Genomic DNA, 18,408 nt, shown 5'->3' with positions numbered 1-18,408 from the left:
ACAGAGGCTCACGCGCGCGCGATCCCTTCCAGGAACGGGACGATCGCATCGATGAAGTGTTCGTTGCGATCGCCGGCCACCATGTGTCCCGCGTCGGCCACGTCGACGCGCCGTGCGTTGGGCACCCGGTCGCAGAACTGCTGGGCGATGTCCTCGCGCACCACGTCGCTGATGCCGCCGCGGACGAGCTGGATCGGTACGTCGGCGTGACGCGCGGCGTCGAGGAGACGCTCCGCCATGCCGGGCGGGTCCATCCGTCCCTCGAAGCTGTCCAGCATCCGGGGGTCCCAGTGCCAGACCCAGCGGTCGCCGTGGCGTCGCAGGTTGTTCCGTATCCTCTCGGGGGCTTGGGGGCGAGGGCGATGCGGCAGGTAGGCGGCCACCGCGGCGGCCGCGTCCGCGACACTGGCGAACCCGTCCGGCCGGCCGCGCATGAACTCGACGATCCGGCGTGCCCCGCCGGGGTCCGGGCGATGGGCGACATCGACAAGCACCAGAGCGCGAACCGCCGCCCTGGGTGCCTCTCCGGCGGCGAGCAGCGAACTCAGGCCGCCGAGCGATGCGCCGATCAGCACCGGCCGGTCGCCGAGTTCGGCGACGAGCGCACGGACGTCCCCGGCGAACAGGTCGAGGGCGTAGTCACCGTCGGCCGACCATCCGCTGGTGCCGTGCCCGCGCAGGTCCGGGGCGATGACCCGCCACCCCAGCGCGGCCAGTCGAGGGCCGGTCCGGTCCCAGGCGTGCCGCGTCTGGCCGCCGCCGTGCAGCAGGACAAGAGGGGGCGATGACGCCTCGCCCCACACATCCGCGGTGAGCCTGATCCCGCCGTGGCCGACGAAGCTTCGGGGGAGTGGCGGCGCGCCGGCCGTCATGCCGTGCCTCGGGATCGCAGCGGCGCCAGCAACTGGTCGCGGTGGGGATCCGCGGCCGCCGCGGCGAGCGCGACGTCAAGACCGAGCAGCGCACGCGCGAGGAACCGGTCGTCATCGATCAGGGCGGCGACCCACTGATGCAGCGCGCCCACGCACGAGGTGCCGACAACGGCGGCCAACGCGTCCGTGTCGACGTCGGTGCGCAGGAGGCCCTGTGTCCGTGCGTCCGCCATCGCCCGTCGCAGCTGGACCAGAGGGCTGCGGTCGAGCACGAGACCGCTTTCCTCCCACTCACGCACCATGCGACGCGACACCACCGGGTCATCGACGAACAGCCCGACGGTCGACCTGACGACCTCCCGCGGGTCACTGGCTCCCGGGGTGGCCAGGCGGCGCTCGAGTTCGTCCATGAACCCGGCGGCGAGCGCCTCCCAGATCTTGTCGCGCGGTCCGATCAGGTTGTACACGGTGGCCGGGGCGACCTGTGCCCGCTCGGCGATCCGCTCGGTACTGACCACCGATTCCGGGTCCTCGCGCAGGAGCTCACGCGTCGCCTCGAGAATCCGGCGCCGCCGCTGGGCCTTGTGCCGTTCACGCAGCCCTTCTTCGACCGTCTGCATACGAGCACACCCTTCGCTGAAACTTAGAGAGCTATCTAAATTTAGAGCCACCTGCGGATGTGTCAAGCGGGCAGCGTCGGCCGCAGCGAAGTTCCGGCCCGTGGCGATGAGTTCCTGCGCTCCGGGCGGTCTGCCACGGACAAGACCACTTCAGGACCAGGGAGACCACGATGAGCGAGAACCAGACACCGCCCACCCCCTCTGAGCCGAGCGCCAAGGTGCGGGCGCTGGACTGCCTGGTCGGCAGCTGGCGGGTCAGCGGCGGCGTCGAAGGCACAGTCACATACGAGTGGGCGGCCGGGAAGTTCTTCCCAGCGAGGACGTGTGGTCCCGCTTCTACGACAACCACGGGAACACGCTCGACTACGTCTACGAGATCGACGGCGACACCCTGACCATCTGGGGCGGCGAGAAGGGGTCACCCGCCTACATGCGCGGCACCTTGGATGCCGACGGCGATGTCATGGAGAGCGAATGGGTCTACCCGGGCGGCGGAGGCTACAAGTCGACCATGACCCGCATCAACTGCCCCCTTGTGTAGGTGAATTGACCCTATTCGTGGGTGAGGAGCGGTACGGCGCTCGCTATGGCGCGGGCCGTCTCCCGCCCGAGTTCCGTCACGGAAGGATCGGTTGCGGGCAGGCACCGTTGTGCCGTGGGCTCGTGCGCGCAGCCCAGCACCCCGGCGTGGTCGGTGGCGGGCTCGGACAGTTCTGAGTTCCAGCCGTGTGCGAGGAGGGCTTCGTGCAGTTCACGCGAGGATTCGACGGGCACGACGGTGTCCGTGATGCCGTGCACGAGCCGTACGGGCACTGATGCCACCGCGCGGTCAACTGCCCGGAGGGGCACGGTGTCTGTGGTGCGTGCCGGGCGCCGGTAGCCGCCCGCGATGCCGACCACCGCGGCGGGCCTCCAGCCGTCGAAGAGTTGCGGCTGCAGGGCCACGCCCAGCGCGGCGCCCGCCCCCGCCGACCATCCGGCGAGGATCAGTCGTCCGCTTCCGTGGGTGGCATCGCGTACGTAGTCGCGGCCGAACCCCAAGGCGTCCGTGAGGTGTTCCCGGCCGCCGTCAGGCTGGTCCGAACGCCAGTCGGGGACAAGGACGGTGGGCCCCAGAGCGGAGATCGCCTCGGCCAGTGGGGCCATCACGTCCCGCTCGTCGGGTCCCATGCCGTGCCACAGCAGCACGTGCCGATCGTCCTGCTGACCGGAGGTGTAGACGTCGAGGAGTTTGCTGTCGTTGCCGGTGGCGTAACGCACCGTCCGTGTCGTGATCCTCAAGTCTCTTCCTTCCAACAGGCGAGGCCGCGCAAGAACCCACAGTCTGCATTTCGCCATGGCCTTGCGCGGCCTCGGTCCTACCTCGCGAGCTCGGCCGGCTCCTCCAGCCGCGTCAGCTTCTGCGGGTTCGCCACCGCGTGGATCCGGGTGACCCGACCGTTCTCCACGACGACGCTCACCGCGGCCAGTCGGCCGTCGGCCTCGATCCGGCCGGCGGGCGCGCCATTGATCCACACCGCCGACACCATCCGGTCGGGGCGCGCGAGCAACGCCGCGACGAGTTCAGCGCCGTGGACGGGAGTCCGGGCCGCGGATGCGAGCCCGCCGTCGTCGGCGATCAGGACCACGTCCGGTGCCAGGACCTCCATCAGCTCCTGCACCCGCCCGGTGCGCAACGCGGCCAGGAACCGTTCCACCACGGTCTGCTGCTCCGACCGGCTCACCTGAACCCGGGGCCGCCGGGCCGCCACGTGCTCGCGTGCCCTTCGTGCGGTCTGCCGCACCGCGGCCGCGGACTTGCCGACGGCGTCGGCGATCTCGCCGTACGGCATCTCGAAGACCTCGCGGAGCACGAACACGGCCCGCTCCGTCGGCCCGAGCGTCTCCAGCACGGTCAGCAGCGCGATCGAGACACTCTCCGCGAGTTCCACGTCCTCGGCGACATCGGGGCTTGTGAGGAGCGGTTCCGGCAGCCATTCGCCGACATAGTCCTCGCGGCTGCGTGCCAGCGTGCGCAACCGGTTGAGCGCCTGCCGAGTGACGATCCGCACCAGATAGGCCCGTGGGTCACGCACCTCAGCCTGAGCGACATCGGCCCACCGCAGCCACGACTCCTGCAGTACGTCCTCCGCGTCGGCCCCCGACCCGAGCATCTCGTAGGCGACCGTGAACAGCAGGCTGCGATGGACCACGAACGGATCCTCGATCATGCCGTCGACGCCACGGCGGACGTACCGGGACGCTCGGCCAGCGGAATCTCGCAGGCATCGGAGAAGCCCTGCGAAGTGACGCCGTTCGCCACGTTGGCCCTGGTCGCGAGGTTGACATAGGCGATGAGCGCGGTGAGTTCGACCATTGCCGCCGGGCCGAGCTGCTCCAGCAGACGGGCGTACTGTTCGTCGGTGACGGTCGGCGGTGTGTTCGTCATGGACTCGGCGTACTCCATCACGTCCCGCTCCAGCGAGGTGAACACGTCCGACTGCCGCCAGCGCGGAACCTGGCTCGCCTTGGACAGGTCCAGGTTCTCGTTCTGCGCCTGGAAGTAGCCGACGTCGAGACACCAACTGCAGCCGACCTGTGCCGCGACGGCCATGTGCGCGAAGGACTTGAGGCTCGCGTCCGCAGCGTCCCACTCGCCCACCTTGCTGCCGAACTCCAAGTTGTCCTGGGCGAGTCGGGGGTGGTGCCACAGCACCTCGACGTTCTCGGGCACGGCGCCGAGCTGCTTGATCATGTTTTCCTCGAGCTCGGCGGGGAGCTCGGCTTTCGGGAGACGTAGCGTCACGGTGTTCTCCTTGCACGTGTGTCTGCTTGCCTTTTCGGCATGAAGACACCGTCGGCCCTCCGAATGTGACAACCCGGTTCGCTCACGCCTCCCGAACCACCCCTACGGCATGCGGCCTTCGACGACGAGGTTGCCGTCGTCGGTGAGGTGGGCGATGGCGCCGGTCTTGCAGAAGCCGTCGGGGGTGAAGGCGCGGGCGTTCAGGTCGGGGGACTTGTAGTAGCCGCGCAGGGTGTAGGGGCCGCGTGTCCCGAGTTGTCCGGGCGTTCCCGTCGGCACTTCGGTGCCGTTCTGGTCCGTGATGCGGATCTCGTTCCCGGGCGAGAGGGGGCGGCCCTGCGTGTGCTGGATGACCTCTTCGGTGTCGGTGAGGCGGGTGAGGGAGAGCACTCCTTCGGCCATCTCGAAGACCTGTTGGAGGCGGCAGCCGAGGGCCTTGTGGAGGTCGGCCACGAGGTCGGGATCGCTACCCGCCCCGCCGATCTGGACGAGGCGCAGGCTGGAGAGGTCGTACGTGGCCTCGGGCAGGGCCTCCAGCCACTGCCGTGCGGCATCGGGGCCCAGGGACGTGACGGTGACCTTCTCGGTCTCGATCGCGCGGAAGGCATCGGCGGAGTCGGAGCTGAAGCCGGTGCCGGAGTCGGGGCCGGTGTCGTCGATCAGCACGACGGTGCCGCCGGTGGCCAGCGTGCCGACGATGCCCGGACAGCCGAAGGCGAAGTTGGACTCGGCAGGGAGAGCCGCGAGGTAGACGTCCTCGGGACCGAGGTCGATCAACTCGGCCGCGGCCCGGCTCTGGTACGCGTAGTCGTTGTGGGTGCGCGGGACCAGATGGGGCGAGGCCGTGCTCTCGCCCGAGGGCAAGAGGAAGGCGACGTCGTTGGGGTCGTACGTGCGCTCCGGATCCATCGGAGCGTCCACGGAACTGAGGGGGAAGAACAGACAACCGCTGGCCGCGGTGGAGAAGCCTCCCTGAGCGCCGTCGGGGCTGTCGAGGGTGAAGGCGCGGCGCAGACGCGGATGGTCATTGCTGACCTGCTCGACCATCTTGGCGTGGTCGAAGCCGCGGTGGAGGCTGGGGCCGACGTAGGCGGAGGCCTCGGTGGTGTGCGCGAGGTGCCCGATCTCGTCGGCGCGGCAAGAGGTGGACGCGAACACCGGGAGGGCCCCGGCCCGCATGAGGGCGTAGACGGTGACGACGAACTCGGGCACGTTCGGGAGCTGGACGATGACCCGGTCGCCCGCGCGCATGCCCCGGAGCGTGAGCCCGGCGGCCAGGCGGTCGACGCGGCGGTTCAGCTCGCGGTAGGTGAGGCGGCGTTCGCCGTGGACGAGGGCGGTGCGGGTGCCGTACGTGCGGGCGTGCTCGGCCAGGAGCTGGGGCAGGGCCGCGCCCCGGTAGTACCCCTGGTCGTAATAGCGGCCGAGGGTCTCGGGCAGGTGCGGGGTGCAGCCGTCCAGCATGGGGTCAGACTCCGTCCGGGTGCCGTATGAGGAATTCGATCACGGCCGCTCAGACTTCCATGCCGGGTGCGGAGGCGACAACCAACATATGTTTCCCCTCATCCGGCTTGGCCGTGGACCATTCGCCGCCCGCTCAGCGCACGTACGCGATCGGGGAGGCCCTCAGCGGCCGGTGGATCCGTCGATCTGCTCGCGGAGGATGTCGGCGTGGCCCGCATGGCGGCCGGTCTCCTCGATCATGTGCACCAGGACCCATCGCATCGACGGCGCCGGCCCCCGGCGCGGTGGTCGCGGGGAGGGCAGTGTCAGGTCTGGCCAGGCGTCGATGACCTGGTTCGCTCGCTCGACGGTCTTCCGGTAGTCGGCGAGCACCCTGTCGATGGTGTCCTGCGCGGACGGCCGCAGGGTCGCAGGCCACTGATCGACGTCCTCACCGAGGAAGTAGAACCGTTCGACGCACGCCAGATGCTTGAGCAGTCCGAGAAGGCTGGTGCCCGAGGGCACTCCGCCCGTTCGGACGTGCGGTTCCGGCGCGTCCGCGACCTTGTCCGCGATCGAGTTCCGCAGCTCGTCGAGGAAGCCCCGCAGGGTGGCCTTCTCGTCGGTGCCGGTCCGCTGAGGTCCGGTGTCCTTCGCCCGGGTCCGGGATGGCTGCGCACGGTTTGTTGGCATCGAGTCGCTCCGTTCCGACGTGAAGTCGTGTGGTGTGGCGCGGGAGGTCATGGGGCGGTCATCCGGCCGTGAGCCGGAAGAGCAGGACGTTGTCGATGACGGTGGCGGTCTCACCGGCGGGTCCGGTGGCCTGCCGACGGGGCATGTCGGCGCGCAGGACGGACCAGTGCGCGGGGTCGAGATCGAGTTCGGCGGCGATCTCGGCGGGCGTGGGGTGGTTGTCGGCGTCCTGGTTCCACGACCAGGGTGCGGTGGAGCCGTGGTCGACGATCAGCAGGAGACCACCGGGTCGCAGGGACCGCGCGGCGGTGCGCAGGACGTGGCTGCGGGGCAGCGCGAACGGGGTGTGGAAGTACTGGGCGGACACGAGATCGAACCGGCCGGCCGGGAAACTGCGGGCCAGGTCGTGCTGTTCGGCGGTGACCCGGTCCAGGATGCCGAGGTCGCGGGCGTGTTCCCGCAGCCGCTCGACGGCGGTGGCCGAGATGTCCACGGCGGTGACCTGCCAGCCCTGCTGGGCGAGCCAGACGGCGTCGCCGCCGGCGCCGCAGCCCAGATCCAGGGCGGCGCCGGGACGCAGCGGCGCGGCGGTCTCGGCGAGCAGCGGGTTCACGCGTCCGCCAGCGGTGCGTTGTGAGCGGTAGTGCCGCTCCCAGAACAGCGCGGCGTCCTCACTCGTCGCGCCCTGGTCGCCCGTGGCGTCAGGGGTGGGTCGGCGTCGGGTGGAATCCATGAGGGTGCCCTTCGTCGGCCGGCGTGCGAAGTGCGATCCGATACGCGCCTGCGCCGCCGGCGGTGTGCCCACAGCATCGGCACCGCTGTTTCGCCCTTGCAAGAAAAATTGCGGATCCGCATCATCGAGGCATGACGCGCGACGTGGAACGAGGCAGGGAGCGGGACGTGGCACGAGGCACGAACAACCCCGCAGAAGCAGGAGCAGAAGACGTCTTGGCCGGAGTCGGCCCGCGACTGCGCGCCCTGCGCCAGGCACGGAGCGCCACACTGGCGGCACTCGCAGACGAGACCGGCCTCACCGCGAGCACCCTGTCCCGCCTGGAGAACGGCAAGCTCCGTCCCACGCTCGAGCAACTGCTGCCCCTGGCCCGGGCGCACGGCGTCCCGCTCGACGACCTCGTCGCGGCGCCGCCCACCGGCGACCCGCGCGTCCACCTGCGACCAGTGCGGCGTGCAGGTCTCGTGATGGTGCCGCTGACCCGGCGGGCCGGAGGTATCCAGGCCTACAAGGTGATCTATCCGCCCGCTGGTCGTGCACCCACCTTGAACCTGCAGACCCACGAGGGATACGAGTGGTTCTACGTCCTCAACGGCCACGTCAGGTTCGTGCTCGGCGAGCAGGAGTTCCAGCTCGGCGTGGGCGAAGCCGCGGAGTTCGACACCGGCGTCCCGCACTGGATCGGCAGCGCCGGCAGCCAACCGGCGGAACTGCTCGCCCTGTTCGGCGCGCAGGGAGAGCGCGCACATCTGGCACCGTCCGGCCACTGACGCCGTCCCCTTGCGGGATCCGCGGTGATCGCCGCCCGTACTCTGACGAGAGGAAGCGGGAGGGATCATGGGGACTGCTGTGTGCACGGATCGCGCGGCCGAGGGGAAGCGGGGCGCCGACCGCCGCGGACCCAGGTGGGGACGGCTCGGCTGTGGCGCGCTGCTCGCCCTGCTTTTCGCCCTGCTGGCCGTACGGCTGACAGGGCTCGACGCGGGAACTCCGCTCGCCGTGCCGGTGGTCCTGTTGCCCTATGCCGCCGTACTCGGCGTGCTCGCTCTGGCTGCCACGCTCGCCGTCCCCGCTCTGCGCTCTCGCCCGCTGGTCATCGGCGCCGCACTGCTCACGGCGGCCCACCTCGTGCTGCTGGTGCCGCGGTTCATCCCGGACGACCAGCGGCACATCCCGGCGCAGGCACCCGAGTTGCGTGTGGCCACACTCAACACCCACGTGGGCAAGGAGGACGCGCGTGCGCTGGTACGGCTGGTGAAGTCCGAACGGATAGACGTCCTGGCCGTGCAGGAGTTGCCCGCCGCCGGTATCGCCGCGCTGGCCGAAGCTGGCCTGAGCAAGGTTCTGCCGTACGAGGAGCTCCAGCCCGAGAACGACTCCTCGCTCTACTCACGGATTCCGCTGACGCGCGGCGGCCCGCTCCAGGCGGACACCACCTGGCCCCAGACCACCGCACAGGTGACGGTCGGTGGACGCGCCGTACGGCTGGTGGCCGTTCACACCTACTACCCGCTCGGTGACGCGAAGCGCTGGACGCGGGACATGACCGCCCTCACCTCCGTCGCCCGCGACAGCGGCCCCGACACCGTGTTCCTGGGGGATTTCAACGCCTCCCTCGACCACGCGCCGATGCGCGACCTGCTCGCGTCGGGCGGGCTCACGGACACGCATGCCGAACTCGGCGAGGGCTGGGCTCGCACCTGGCCCGCGGGCAAGAGCCTGTTGCCGCCGCTCGTACAGCTCGACCACGTCGTGCACGGCCGCGGTCTCGCGGGCGTCTCGGTCGGAGAGCGGACCGTACCGGGCACCGACCACCGTGCGGTCATCGCGACGCTGGCACTGCTGCCCGCGGATGCCGGCTAGGAAGGCGCCGGGCCGGTCGGCTCGTGAAGGGCGGCGATTCCGGTGAGGACGAGGTCGATGCCGGCGAGGAACTCTGTTCGGTCGTCGTGATCGCGTAGTTGGTCCGCGACGTCACGCGTGAACGCGTACTCGTCAGGGTCGAGGTTTTCCCATGCCGTCGCGGCGGCGTCGAGGAACTCGGTCCGGTTCGTGCCCGGCCGGGCTCCGCGGGCGTTGGCCGCGTTCTGTCCGCCCACTCCGAGGATGTAGTTCAGAAGCGCGGACGCGGCGGTGAACTGGGCGGTGTGGGGGACTCCGAGCGCTTGCACCTGGCGTCCGAGGTGCTCGAAGACGCGCAGCATCGGTGACTGCGACGGCGTCCGGGAGATCTGCGAGCCGATCCACGGGTGGACGTCGATCGCGTCGAAGACGCCGAGCGCGAGGGTGCGGATCGCTTCCTGCGGCGTCGTGGCCGTCGTGTCGGCGCTCATGGTGTCGGCGACGACGGCGTCGGTGGCGGCATTGAGGAGTTCGTCCTTGCCCGTCACGTGCCAGTAGATGGCACCGGGCCCCGTGGCGAGGCGCTCGGCCAGCGCGCGGAACGTGAGCCCGCCCTCGCCCGCCGTGTCGAGAAGCTCGATCGCGGCCTCGACGATGCGCTCCCGGGAGAGCGGTTCCTCTCGTCGCTCTGGACGACGTGTCCTCGTTGCCATGCGTACATCCTGGCACACGCCTGGAACGACGTTCCAGCTTGACATCCCTGGAACGCCGTTCCAGGCTAGTGGTGGAACAACGTTCCAGAGACGACCTGCCGGGTGCTCGCCCGGCAGCTGACCTGCCGGGTGTCCACCCCGCAGGCGTGCCACAGGAGAGGAACCACCATGACCACCGACGTCACGATCATCGGCGCAGGCCTCGGAGGGCTGACCCTCGCCCGCGTCCTGCACATACACGGCATATCGGTCACGGTCTGCGAGGCGGAGGCCTCACCGACGGCCCGATCGCAGGGAGGGATGCTCGACATCCACGAGGACAACGGCCAGCCGGCTCTCCAGGCGGCGGGCCTGACCGACGAGTTCCGCGCTCTCATCCTGGAGGGCCGCGAGGCGATGCGGATCCTGGACACGGACGGGACCGTCCTGTTCGACGACGACAGCACGCGTGGACGCCCCGAGGTGCAGCGCGGCGAGCTGCGGCAGATCCTGCTCGACTCGCTCCCGGCCGGCACCGTCCGCTGGGGCCACAAGGTCAGCAACACCCGAGCCCTCGGTGAGGGTCGCCACGAGGTGACCTTCGCCGACGGCACCACGGTCGTCACGAGCCTGCTGGTCGGCGCGGACGGCGCGTGGTCGCGGGTGCGGCCGCTGCTCACCGATGCGACCCCCGAGTACATCGGTCATTCGTACGTCGAGACCTACCTGCTCGACGGCGACAACCGGCACCCGGCCAGCGCGAAAGCGGTCGGCGCCGGGTCGCTGTTCGTGCTCGCGCCGGGGAAGGGGATCTCCGTGCACCGGGAGAGCGGCGGGAACCTGCACACCTACGTGGCGCTCTCCAGGTCACAGGACTGGTTCGCCGGTATCGACTTCACCGATGCCGACGCGGCCGCCGCGCGCACAGCCCAGGAATTCGATGGCTGGGCCCCGGAGCTCACCGCGCTGATCACCGACGGCGAGACCGCGCCGGTCCTGCGCACCCTCAACGCCCTGCCCGTCGGGCTCCGGTGGGATCGGGTGCCGGGGGTGACCCTGATCGGCGACGCCGCCCACCTCGCGGCCCCGAACGGCGAAGGGGCCAACCTGGCGATGTACGACGGCGCCGAACTCGGCAAGGCCCTCGCCGCGCACCCCGACGACGTCGAGGCCGCGCTCACCGAGTACGAGCAGGCCATGTTCCCCCGCAGCGAGGCGGCCGCCGCCGACGGCGCCCACCTTCACGAGCTGCTCTTCGGCGACAACGCACCGCACGGCCTGATCGACATGTTCACCGGTCATGACGTCGCCCCTGCCCACTGACGTTGACGGTGCGACGGAATGGGGGTTCTCTCGCTGGAGACGCGGTGCGGGAAAGTCCCGAACCGGGAGGGGAGACATCCCAGTCATGGCATTTCAGCGAGGACTCGGTGTGGCCGTCATCGGCACGGGGAAGATGGGCGCGGACCATGTGCGCCGACTCCATGACGTCATCAGCGGAGCGCGGGTGACGGCCGTCGTCGACATCGAGGCGGACCGGGCGAAGTCCCTCGCCGACGCGATCGAAGGGTGCACGGCCTACACCGAACCGGCGGCCGCCATCGCCGCGGACGACGTGGATGCCGTACTCATCGCGTCGCCCGGCCCCGCCCACGAGGCGGCGCTGATCGAAGCGCTCGGCCGTGATCTGCCGGTGCTGTGCGAGAAGCCGATGACCCCGGACACGGCGTCCGCCCTGCGGGTCATCGAGGCGGAGCGGCGGCTGGGGTGCCGGCGCGTCTCGGTGGGCTTCATGCGGCGCTTCGACGCCGAGTACGTCAAGCTCAAAAGGCTGCTCGACAGCGGGGAGCTGGGCGCGGCGCTGATGCTGCACCAACGGCACCGCAACCTGACGATGCCGCCCGGGTTCACCGACGCGATGCTCATCAGCAGCTCGGTCGCACACGAGGTGGACGCGACCCGCTGGCTGCTCGGACAGGAGATCACGGCGGTCACCGTGCACAAGCCCGCGGCGTCCTCGCACGCCCCGGCCGGCATGAACGACCCGCAGTTCGTCCTCTTCGAGACCTCGGCGGGCGCGCTCGTCGACGTCGAGATCTTCGGCCACTGCGGTTACGGCTACCAGGTGCAGGCCGAGGCGGTCTGCGAGCGGGGCACCGTCCGGATCGGGGACGAGCCGGGGCCCCGGGTGAGCGCCGACGGCCGCTGGGGAGGCCGGGTCCCTCCGGACTACATCGAGCGCTTCGAGGACGCCTACGACCGCGAGGTGCAGGCCTGGGTGGATGCCACTCGCCGGGGCGAGGTCACCGGAGCGTCTGCCTGGGACGGCTATGCGGCCGCGGCCGTGTGCGAGGCGGGTGTGGCCTCTCAGCGGGAGGGCGGGCGCGTCGAGGTCGCGCTGGTCGAGCGCCCCGCGTTCTATCCGTAGACCGGGTTCTGTCCGTAGACCGTGCGGCAGGGGGAGCGGGTGGCGCCGGGTCGGTACGGCAAGGGGAGCGGTCGGCGCCGGGCCCGGTCCCGCCCGCTCGGTCGCGCCCTGCGCCAGGACGTGTGCCGCGCGGTGCTGGTTGCCGCACGGTCCACGGATACGACGACGACGCTTCGGCCGGTGCCGAAGCTTCCCGGCCCTACGGTGCGGCCATGAGCACCCACACGCACGCTTACCGGGCCCGCCTGCACTGGGACGGCTCCACCGCCGTCGGGATCCGCGCCTACTCACGCGACCACACCGCCCACGCCGCGCCCGCTCCCCAGGTCGACCTGAGCGCGGATGCGGCCTTCCGCGGCAACCCTGACCGGCTCAACCCCGAACAACTGGTGGTGATGGCCGCCTCGTCCTGCCAGATGCTGTCTTTCCTCGGCGCCTCCGCCCGCGCCGGAGTGGACGTGCTCGCCTACGACGACGAGGCCACAAGCCACCTCGACCTGACCGCGCGGCCTCCCCGCCTGGCCGCGATCCGCCTGCACGTGACCGTCAGGGCTGCCGCCGGGACCGACGCGGCCACGGTCCAACAGCTCGCCGTACAGGCCCACCACGACTGCTACATCGCCAACAGCCTGTCCGTCCCCGTCGAGGTCACGACCACCGTGGTGACCGCGTGAGCGCGCGCCCGCAAGACCTTGAGGTGCGCTTGCCCGACCGGCCCGGCGCGCTGGCCGACCTCGGCCAGGCGCTCGGCGGCCGCGGGGTGAGCCTGGAAGGCGGTGGCGTGTTCACGCACGAGGGGCAGGCCGTCGCGCACTACCTCGTGGACGACGGCCCCACCGCCCTGGCCGCTGTCGTCGCCGCGAGGCTCGGCCCCGCCGTCGTACGCGACGTGGCCATGACCCGGCTCGACCAGGAGACCCCCGGACAACTCGGCGCGCTGGCCCGTCTGCTGGGCGACGCCGGGGTCAACGTCCGCGTCCAGTACAGCGATCACGCGGGCAACCTCGTCCTGCTGGCGGCGGACGAGCACACCGCCCTGTGCCGTGACGTCCTCGAACGATGGGAGAGGGGCTGACGCGCCGCGTCCGCGGCCCGCCCCCGGCCGATGCGTCGGCCGGGAGCGGGGGAGGGAGCGTCGGTGCGGTGCCTACGGGCGGACCGTGAGCACCAGCTTCCCCGTGACGCGGCCCGTCTCGCCCTGCGCGTGCGCCTTGGCGGCGTCGGCGAGCGGGTACGTGTCCGAGACGTGGACGCGCAGCTGTCCGGACTCGACCAGGGCCGCGACCGCCGCCATGCCCGCCTGGTCGTGCTCCACCAGCATGTCCGTGGCCCGCACGCCCAACGCCGCCGCGCGCTCGGCCACGTCGCCGAAGTTGCCTGGCAGGATCGACACCAGGATGCCGCCGGGCCGCAGCACCTCGAGGGAGCGCAGCCGGTCGTCGCCGCCCAGCGGGTCGAGGACCACGTCGATGTCGCGGGCCTCCTTCACGAAGTCGGCGCTGCGGTAGTCGATGACCTCGTCCGCGCCCAGGCCACGTACGAAGTCGTGCTTGGCGGCGGAGGCCGTGCCGATGACGTACGCGCCGCGCGCCTTGGCGATCTGCACCGCGACATGGCCCACGCCGCCGGCGGCCGCGTGCACGAGGACCCGCTGCCCCGCCTCCACATGGGCGTTGTCGACAAGGGCCTGCCAGGCGGTGAGCGCGACCAGCGGCAGCGCGCCGGCCTCGATGTGGCTCAGCCCGGCGGGCCTCGGCACGAAGGCGCGGGTGGGCCCGGTCACGTACTCGGCGTGCGAACCCGCCCCGTACGGGTAGGGCAGCATGCCGAAGACCTCGTCGCCCGGCTGGAACAGTGAGACCCCGATGCCGACCGCCTCGACGACGCCCGACACGTCCCAGCCGAGCGTGAACGGCGGCTCGCCCAGGAAGGCGCCGAACCTGCGGTGCTTCCAGTCGGTCGGGTTCACGCCCGCCGCGTGCACGGCCACGAGGATCTGACCGACGCCGGGCTTCGGGCGCGCGACCTCGATCTCCTTCAGGACGTCGGGATCGCCCAGGGCGTCCTGGCGGATGGCCTTCATGGTCGGTTCGGTCGACTCGGTCGGCTCTGCGGACTGGGAAGCGGTGTTCTTGGTCATGGGTCCAGCGTGCGGCACCGGCTTGACCTGGGCAATGGCAAGATAGCCATTCAGCGATAGGATCGTGCCATGGCCTCGATGGAATTCCTCGCCGACCGCCCGCACCGCGTGGTCGTCCTCGCGCTCGACGGTGTCTACCCCTTCGAGCTGGGCATCCCGAACCGCGTCTTCCCGCTGGTCCCCGGGGGGTACGAGGTGGTGACCTGCGCGGCGACGGACGACCGCACGGTGGCCACCGACGCCGACTTCACCATCACCGTCGGGCACGGCCCCGAGGCGCTGGAGAGCGCGGACACGGTGGTCCTGCCGCCCTACGACCTGCGACTCATCACCGCCGAGCTGTCGGATCCCGTGCGCGACGCGCTCGCCCGGATCAGGCCCGGCACGCGGTTCGTCTCCATCTGCACGGGGGCGTTCACGCTCGCCGCGGCGGGTCTGCTCGACGGGCGGCCCGCGACGACGCACTGGGCGCTCGCGGACCACTTCCGGCAGCTGTTCCCCCATGTCGCCCTGGATCCGGGCGTGTTGTTCGTCGACGACGGCGACGTGCTCACCTCGGCGGGGGCCGCGTCCGGAGTCGACGTGTGCCTGCACGTGGTGCGCTCCGACCACGGCAGCGCGGTCGCCAACCGGGTTGCGCGGCACTGCGTGGTGCCGCCGTGGCGGGAGGGCGGCCAGGCCCAGTACATCGAGCAGCCCATCCCGGACGAGGGCGCCACCGGCACCGCCGTCACCCGTGCCTGGGCCCTGGAACACCTCGACCGGCCGCTCGCCCTGCGGGAGTTGGCGGACCACGCCCGGATGAGCCCGCGCACCTTCGCGCGCCGCTTCCAGGAGGAGACGGGCACGAGCCCCGGCCGGTGGCTGATCCAGCAGCGGTTGCACCGGGCCAGGCACCTCCTTGAGTCCAGCGACCTGCCGGTCGACCGGGTCGCGGCGGAGGTCGGTTTCGCCACTGGGACGTCGCTGCGCCAGCATTTGCAGGCGGCCATCGGGGTGTCGCCGCAGGTGTACCGGAAGACGTTCCAGGCAGGGGCGGTGGCCGGCGGCGCCTAGGCGGATTTGCCATGAAATCGGCCTCGGATTGGCGCCGACAGTACATGTATCGGCCAGCTTTCAGGGGTGGGGTTGCACTGGATGCGTTACCGCACGCAAGGGTGCGTGCACTGAAAGTGAGGATCGATCATGGGTAACCGCCAGTCCCCGCAGGACAAGAAGCGCGCCGCTCGCGCCCAGGAGCGCAGCAAGCAGGCTCCCCGTCGTCAGGACGAGCAGACCGACGTCGAGAGGGCCGAGAGGAACCAGCGCCCTGAGCCCGGAGGCAAGCCGGGCGGCGACATGGACTTCTAGGGCTGGCGGGCCCTGACCGCGGCGCCTCACCTGACCCCTGACGGGGTGGTGGGGCGTCGCGGTTTTTCCATGGAGGGGGGCGCGTCCGGCCCCTCGCCGCCGATGGTTGCCCTTTCCGCGCGAGTACGGCACAAAAGTCCGCCGAAGCGCCCTGCGCCACTGATGCAACCGACGCATCCGCACCGCGGAGGGCACGCGACACATTGACCCCCAGGGTTCCCCGGTGTTCGCTCGCCTACGGTGCACCTGGTCATGACCGATCGCCGCAGTGGCTGATGGCCGGGGTTCCGGCGCGGGGAACTTCACACGGGGGATTTCACACGGGGAACGACACGCGCTCCGGCACACCTTCCTCCACTGCGTCCTCCTCCCGAGCGTGCCCGGACGGCACACGGAGACCGCTGTCGACACAGGAGGAACCGATGACCGTTCATCAGCGCGTGACGGCGGCCGGCGCCGCGCTCGCCGCCCTCGCCGCCCTCTGCGCCGTGACCGTGCTTTCACCCGCGGGCGCGTCCGCCGCCCCCACCTCCGCGCCGGGCACCGAGCGGGTGAGCGTCGGCGCGGCAGGAGCCGAGGGCAACGCCGCGTCCACGAACCCCGCCCTCAGCGCCGACGGTCGCTACGTCGCGTTCGTCTCGGCGTCCCGCAACCTGGTCGCGAACGACACGAACGGCACGCCCGACGCCTTCGTACGCGATGTGCGCACCGGGAAGACGGAGCGCGTCAGCGTCAAGAGCAACGGCAAGGCGAGCCACGGTGTCGTACGGGAGGTCTCGCTCAGCCCCGACGGGCGGTACGTGGTCTTCACCTCCACCGCCGACGATCTCGTGGGGAGCGACCCGAACGACCTCGACGACGTCTACCTGCACGACCGGAGCACCGGCAAGACCCAGCGAATCAGCCCGACCGGCGCGTCCTACGACGGGCTGCGCGGCAACCTGACGTACGACCCCGCCGTCAGCGGAGACGGCCGCTACGTCGCGTACGCGTCGGGCGCCGAGGATCTCGTAGCGGGGGACGCCAACAAACGGGACGACGTCTTCCTCTACGACCGCAAGAAGAAGACCACGGAGCTGGCGCAGCTCACCGACGAGGGCAAGCAGGGTGAAGGCGACGCGTTCGGCCCCGCGTTCGCGGGCGACGCCGGTGGCCGGTACCTCGCCTTCACCTCCAACGCCCCCGGCCTGGCCGGGGTGGAGGACCACTCCTCCGCGACGGACATCTTCCTGCGCGACCGCGAGAAGAGCACCACGGAACTCATCAGCATCCCGCACAGCTACAACCGCAAGACCCCGTCCTGGGGCGCGGCCCTCAGCGGTGACGCCCGCCTTGTGGCGTTCACCTCGACCTCCAGAGCGCTCAGTCCCGAGGGCCCGGCCCCGACCAGCTCGCACAACGTCTTCCTCTACGACCGCGAGGCGAAGCGCATGCGCCTGGTCAGCGCCACCCCCGACGGCACACCGGCCAACGGGGACAGCGACGACGTCTCCCTGAGCCGGGACGGGCGCTACGCGGCGTTCACCTCCGCGGCCTCCAACCTCGCCCCTGACGCGGACGGCGACAGCAGCACGGACGTCTTCCTGCGGGACATGCAGACCGGCGAAGTCCACCTCATCAGCGGCGAGAGCGAGCCGGTGTCCGAGGACACCGCCCCAGGCCCGCGGACCGGCGTCAGCGAAGAGGGCAACGCGGTGGTCTTCGACTCCCCGGCCGGAAACCTCGTCCCTGACGACACCAACAGCGCGTCCGATGTCTTCCTGCGTCAATTGCGCTGACGTGGAGAAGACGGCGGTGCCCCGGCGCACGTCGGGTGCGCCTCGTGCCAGGCCGCCATCGACAGGTTCCAGTCGTCGCCGTCGAGCGCCGTGAGCGAGGCCGGGAAGAGGCCGTCCTCCTCCTTGGCGATGTGCCGGTGCAGTTCGTCGACGGCCTCGACGAGGGTGCGTACGTCGCCGGGGTCCGCCAGGTCGAGTGCGGGCAACAGGGCTGCCAGCTCGCGGTGTTCGCGCTCCAGGCCCGCGATGTAGTCCGCGTACTCGGGATCTGTGCGCATCACGGCGAACAGGCCGTTCTCCTCGCCCCGCCAGTGGGTGTCCAACTCGCGGGCCATGGCGTCGACGAGCGCGCGGGCACGGGCCGTGTCGCCCTGTTCCAGGGCGCGGAGCGCGTCTCCCGCGGCGTCCGTGACGCGCTCGTGCTCGGCGATGAACTCCTTGATCAGAGGGATCTCTCGGCAACCGCAGTAGTGGCACATGGAGCTGTTTCTAGGCGAGGTCCCGGCACTCGGGCGGGACGCCACGCAGGGCGGCAGGTGTCACCCTGCGCGCGCGTGCACGCAAGAGTGCTCGCGTGCATGCAAGAGCGCCTGGCCGCCGGGCCTCGGCCGTGTGGCCGCCGGGTGAGTCAGGTCCGGTCGATATGTACGTTGGTCGACTTCACTCGGGCGGTGGCCTCCATACCGACCTCGAGGCCCAACTCCTCCACGGCCTCCCGGGTCAGCAGCGAGACCAGGCGGTGCGGTCCGGCCTGGATCTCCACCTGGGCCGCGACGTCGCCCAGCTTCACGGCGGTCACGATGCCGGGAAAGGCGTTGCGGACCGAGGTGCAGGAGGCGTCCTCCTCACCGCCGTTCTGGGCGAGCTCCACCGAGAAGGCGGCCAGGTCCTTCCCGTCGACGAGGCGACGTCCGCCCTCGTCGCGCTGGGTGGTCACGCGCCCGGCATCGGCCCATCGGCGTGCGGTATCCGGACTGACGCCCAGCAGACGGGCCGCCTGCCCGATCGTGTAACGCTGCATGGCGCAAGGAT

At 70.9% G+C, this 18,408-nt stretch carries 21 protein-coding genes and 1 pseudogene; 10 read left to right on the top strand and 12 right to left on the bottom strand.

Annotation, left to right across the window (positions count from 1 at the left end):
- Positions 1 to 8 precede the first annotated feature (8 nt).
- Positions 9 to 872: an alpha/beta hydrolase gene (locus tag ABZ833_RS01035; RefSeq protein ID WP_361039282.1), complete on the bottom strand. Its 864-nt coding sequence runs from the start codon at positions 870 to 872 to the stop codon at positions 9 to 11.
- A complete protein-coding gene (locus ABZ833_RS01030; protein WP_361039279.1) occupies positions 869 to 1,492 on the bottom strand; it encodes a TetR/AcrR family transcriptional regulator in 624 nt (207 codons plus the stop codon). The genes ABZ833_RS01035 and ABZ833_RS01030 overlap by 4 nt, the downstream gene beginning before the upstream one ends.
- Before the next feature lie 170 nt (positions 1,493 to 1,662).
- On the opposite strand from ABZ833_RS01030, the pseudogene ABZ833_RS01025 reads away from it, so the two are divergent.
- Positions 1,663 to 2,033: pseudogene (locus tag ABZ833_RS01025) on the top strand (hypothetical protein).
- Between the two features lie 11 nt (positions 2,034 to 2,044).
- On the opposite strand, the gene ABZ833_RS01020 reads toward ABZ833_RS01025, so the two are convergent.
- The 6 genes from ABZ833_RS01020 to ABZ833_RS00995 all read right to left on the bottom strand — a co-directional run bounded on the left by ABZ833_RS01020 (position 2,045) and on the right by ABZ833_RS00995 (position 7,146).
- Positions 2,045 to 2,773, bottom strand: a complete 729-nt coding sequence (locus ABZ833_RS01020) for an alpha/beta hydrolase (protein WP_361039277.1) — start codon at positions 2,771 to 2,773, stop codon at positions 2,045 to 2,047.
- Positions 2,774 to 2,850: 77 nt separating this feature from the next.
- Positions 2,851 to 3,702 carry an RNA polymerase sigma factor SigJ gene (gene sigJ / locus ABZ833_RS01015; RefSeq protein WP_361039275.1) on the bottom strand — a complete coding sequence of 284 codons (852 nt, stop codon included), beginning with the start codon at positions 3,700 to 3,702 and terminating at the stop codon, positions 2,851 to 2,853.
- Positions 3,699 to 4,277 (bottom strand): carboxymuconolactone decarboxylase family protein, encoded by a 579-nt coding sequence (locus ABZ833_RS01010; RefSeq protein WP_361039273.1) that lies wholly within the window; start codon positions 4,275 to 4,277, stop codon positions 3,699 to 3,701. The genes sigJ and ABZ833_RS01010 overlap by 4 nt, the downstream gene beginning before the upstream one ends.
- A 102-nt stretch (positions 4,278 to 4,379) precedes the next feature.
- Positions 4,380 to 5,741 carry an AMP-binding protein gene (locus tag ABZ833_RS01005; protein WP_361039270.1) on the bottom strand — a complete coding sequence of 454 codons (1,362 nt, stop codon included), beginning with the start codon at positions 5,739 to 5,741 and terminating at the stop codon, positions 4,380 to 4,382.
- Between the two features lie 162 nt (positions 5,742 to 5,903).
- Complete coding sequence (locus ABZ833_RS01000; RefSeq protein WP_361039268.1) at positions 5,904 to 6,413, bottom strand: DinB family protein; 510 nt, start codon at positions 6,411 to 6,413, stop codon at positions 5,904 to 5,906.
- Between the two features lie 58 nt (positions 6,414 to 6,471).
- Positions 6,472 to 7,146, bottom strand: a complete 675-nt coding sequence (locus ABZ833_RS00995; RefSeq protein WP_361039266.1) for a class I SAM-dependent methyltransferase — start codon at positions 7,144 to 7,146, stop codon at positions 6,472 to 6,474.
- Positions 7,147 to 7,277: 131 nt separating this feature from the next.
- On the opposite strand from ABZ833_RS00995, the gene ABZ833_RS00990 reads away from it, so the two are divergent.
- Both ABZ833_RS00990 and ABZ833_RS00985 read left to right on the top strand, forming a co-directional pair.
- Positions 7,278 to 7,916 (top strand): XRE family transcriptional regulator, encoded by a 639-nt coding sequence (locus ABZ833_RS00990; RefSeq protein WP_361039263.1) that lies wholly within the window; start codon positions 7,278 to 7,280, stop codon positions 7,914 to 7,916.
- A gap of 67 nt (positions 7,917 to 7,983) precedes the next feature.
- Positions 7,984 to 9,009: an endonuclease/exonuclease/phosphatase family protein gene (locus ABZ833_RS00985; RefSeq protein WP_361039260.1), complete on the top strand. Its 1,026-nt coding sequence runs from the start codon at positions 7,984 to 7,986 to the stop codon at positions 9,007 to 9,009.
- Here ABZ833_RS00985 and ABZ833_RS00980 read toward each other — a convergent pair.
- Positions 9,006 to 9,701 (bottom strand): helix-turn-helix domain-containing protein, encoded by a 696-nt coding sequence (locus ABZ833_RS00980; RefSeq protein ID WP_361039257.1) that lies wholly within the window; start codon positions 9,699 to 9,701, stop codon positions 9,006 to 9,008. The two genes, ABZ833_RS00985 and ABZ833_RS00980, sit on opposite strands and share 4 nt — an antisense overlap.
- A gap of 168 nt (positions 9,702 to 9,869) precedes the next feature.
- On the opposite strand from ABZ833_RS00980, the gene ABZ833_RS00975 reads away from it, so the two are divergent.
- The 4 genes from ABZ833_RS00975 (at position 9,870) to ABZ833_RS00960 (ending at position 13,183) form a co-directional block, all read left to right on the top strand.
- A complete protein-coding gene (locus ABZ833_RS00975) occupies positions 9,870 to 11,003 on the top strand; it encodes an NAD(P)/FAD-dependent oxidoreductase (protein ID WP_361039255.1) in 1,134 nt (377 codons plus the stop codon).
- Positions 11,004 to 11,088: 85 nt separating this feature from the next.
- Positions 11,089 to 12,108, top strand: coding sequence for a Gfo/Idh/MocA family oxidoreductase (locus tag ABZ833_RS00970; protein WP_361039252.1), 1,020 nt, complete (start codon positions 11,089 to 11,091; stop codon positions 12,106 to 12,108).
- Positions 12,109 to 12,320: 212 nt separating this feature from the next.
- Positions 12,321 to 12,782 carry an OsmC family protein gene (locus tag ABZ833_RS00965; protein WP_361039250.1) on the top strand — a complete coding sequence of 154 codons (462 nt, stop codon included), beginning with the start codon at positions 12,321 to 12,323 and terminating at the stop codon, positions 12,780 to 12,782.
- Complete coding sequence (locus ABZ833_RS00960) at positions 12,779 to 13,183, top strand: ACT domain-containing protein (RefSeq protein WP_361039247.1); 405 nt, start codon at positions 12,779 to 12,781, stop codon at positions 13,181 to 13,183. Before ABZ833_RS00965 ends, ABZ833_RS00960 begins: the two co-directional genes overlap by 4 nt.
- Positions 13,184 to 13,255: 72 nt before the next feature.
- Here ABZ833_RS00960 and ABZ833_RS00955 read toward each other — a convergent pair whose 3' ends face one another.
- Positions 13,256 to 14,248, bottom strand: coding sequence for an NADP-dependent oxidoreductase (locus ABZ833_RS00955; RefSeq protein WP_361039245.1), 993 nt, complete (start codon positions 14,246 to 14,248; stop codon positions 13,256 to 13,258).
- 69 nt (positions 14,249 to 14,317) lie between these two features.
- On the opposite strand from ABZ833_RS00955, the gene ABZ833_RS00950 reads away from it, so the two are divergent.
- The 3 genes from ABZ833_RS00950 (at position 14,318) to ABZ833_RS00940 (ending at position 17,376) form a co-directional block, all read left to right on the top strand.
- Positions 14,318 to 15,304: a helix-turn-helix domain-containing protein gene (locus ABZ833_RS00950; RefSeq protein ID WP_361039242.1), complete on the top strand. Its 987-nt coding sequence runs from the start codon at positions 14,318 to 14,320 to the stop codon at positions 15,302 to 15,304.
- A gap of 129 nt (positions 15,305 to 15,433) precedes the next feature.
- Positions 15,434 to 15,598, top strand: coding sequence for a hypothetical protein (locus tag ABZ833_RS00945; RefSeq protein ID WP_361039240.1), 165 nt, complete (start codon positions 15,434 to 15,436; stop codon positions 15,596 to 15,598).
- 422 nt (positions 15,599 to 16,020) lie between these two features.
- On the top strand, positions 16,021 to 17,376 hold the full coding sequence (locus tag ABZ833_RS00940) for a hypothetical protein (protein ID WP_361039237.1): 1,356 nt from the start codon (positions 16,021 to 16,023) through the stop codon (positions 17,374 to 17,376).
- On the opposite strand, the gene ABZ833_RS00935 is transcribed toward ABZ833_RS00940, so the two are convergent.
- Together ABZ833_RS00935 and ABZ833_RS00930 are read right to left on the bottom strand one after the other, a co-directional pair.
- Positions 17,364 to 17,855 carry a hemerythrin domain-containing protein gene (locus ABZ833_RS00935; RefSeq protein WP_361039235.1) on the bottom strand — a complete coding sequence of 164 codons (492 nt, stop codon included), beginning with the start codon at positions 17,853 to 17,855 and terminating at the stop codon, positions 17,364 to 17,366. The genes ABZ833_RS00940 and ABZ833_RS00935 overlap by 13 nt on opposite strands.
- A 149-nt stretch (positions 17,856 to 18,004) precedes the next feature.
- A complete protein-coding gene (locus tag ABZ833_RS00930; protein ID WP_361039232.1) occupies positions 18,005 to 18,397 on the bottom strand; it encodes a helix-turn-helix transcriptional regulator in 393 nt (130 codons plus the stop codon).
- Between the last annotated feature and the right edge of the window lie 11 nt (positions 18,398 to 18,408).

Origin of the sequence: Streptomyces sp. NPDC047525 (assembly GCF_040643025.1) — a bacterium.
GTDB classification, from domain to species: Bacteria; Actinomycetota; Actinomycetes; order Streptomycetales; family Streptomycetaceae; genus Streptomyces; species Streptomyces durmitorensis.
The sequence above is the reverse complement of the archived record's forward strand: the minus strand, read 5'-3'. Positions and strand labels throughout refer to the sequence as shown.

Excerpts from the sequence above, each read along its gene's own strand:
- ABZ833_RS01035 (WP_361039282.1), bottom strand. The coding sequence starts at position 872 with ATGACGGCCGGCGCGCCGCCACTCCCCCGAAGCTTCGTCGGCCACGGC.
- ABZ833_RS01030 (WP_361039279.1), bottom strand. The coding sequence starts at position 1,492 with ATGCAGACGGTCGAAGAAGGGCTGCGTGAACGGCACAAGGCCCAGCGG.
- sigJ (WP_361039275.1), bottom strand. The coding sequence starts at position 3,702 with ATGATCGAGGATCCGTTCGTGGTCCATCGCAGCCTGCTGTTCACGGTC.
- ABZ833_RS01005 (WP_361039270.1), bottom strand. The coding sequence starts at position 5,741 with ATGCTGGACGGCTGCACCCCGCACCTGCCCGAGACCCTCGGCCGCTAT.
- ABZ833_RS01000 (WP_361039268.1), bottom strand. The coding sequence starts at position 6,413 with ATGCCAACAAACCGTGCGCAGCCATCCCGGACCCGGGCGAAGGACACC.
- ABZ833_RS00995 (WP_361039266.1), bottom strand. The coding sequence starts at position 7,146 with ATGGATTCCACCCGACGCCGACCCACCCCTGACGCCACGGGCGACCAG.
- ABZ833_RS00990 (WP_361039263.1), top strand. The coding sequence starts at position 7,278 with ATGACGCGCGACGTGGAACGAGGCAGGGAGCGGGACGTGGCACGAGGC.
- ABZ833_RS00985 (WP_361039260.1), top strand. The coding sequence starts at position 7,984 with ATGGGGACTGCTGTGTGCACGGATCGCGCGGCCGAGGGGAAGCGGGGC.
- ABZ833_RS00980 (WP_361039257.1), bottom strand. The coding sequence starts at position 9,701 with ATGGCAACGAGGACACGTCGTCCAGAGCGACGAGAGGAACCGCTCTCC.
- ABZ833_RS00975 (WP_361039255.1), top strand. The coding sequence starts at position 9,870 with ATGACCACCGACGTCACGATCATCGGCGCAGGCCTCGGAGGGCTGACC.
- ABZ833_RS00970 (WP_361039252.1), top strand. The coding sequence starts at position 11,089 with ATGGCATTTCAGCGAGGACTCGGTGTGGCCGTCATCGGCACGGGGAAG.
- ABZ833_RS00965 (WP_361039250.1), top strand. The coding sequence starts at position 12,321 with ATGAGCACCCACACGCACGCTTACCGGGCCCGCCTGCACTGGGACGGC.
- ABZ833_RS00955 (WP_361039245.1), bottom strand. The coding sequence starts at position 14,248 with ATGACCAAGAACACCGCTTCCCAGTCCGCAGAGCCGACCGAGTCGACC.
- ABZ833_RS00950 (WP_361039242.1), top strand. The coding sequence starts at position 14,318 with ATGGCCTCGATGGAATTCCTCGCCGACCGCCCGCACCGCGTGGTCGTC.
- ABZ833_RS00945 (WP_361039240.1), top strand. The coding sequence starts at position 15,434 with ATGGGTAACCGCCAGTCCCCGCAGGACAAGAAGCGCGCCGCTCGCGCC.
- ABZ833_RS00940 (WP_361039237.1), top strand. The coding sequence starts at position 16,021 with ATGACCGTTCATCAGCGCGTGACGGCGGCCGGCGCCGCGCTCGCCGCC.
- ABZ833_RS00935 (WP_361039235.1), bottom strand. The coding sequence starts at position 17,855 with ATGTGCCACTACTGCGGTTGCCGAGAGATCCCTCTGATCAAGGAGTTC.
- ABZ833_RS00930 (WP_361039232.1), bottom strand. The coding sequence starts at position 18,397 with ATGCAGCGTTACACGATCGGGCAGGCGGCCCGTCTGCTGGGCGTCAGT.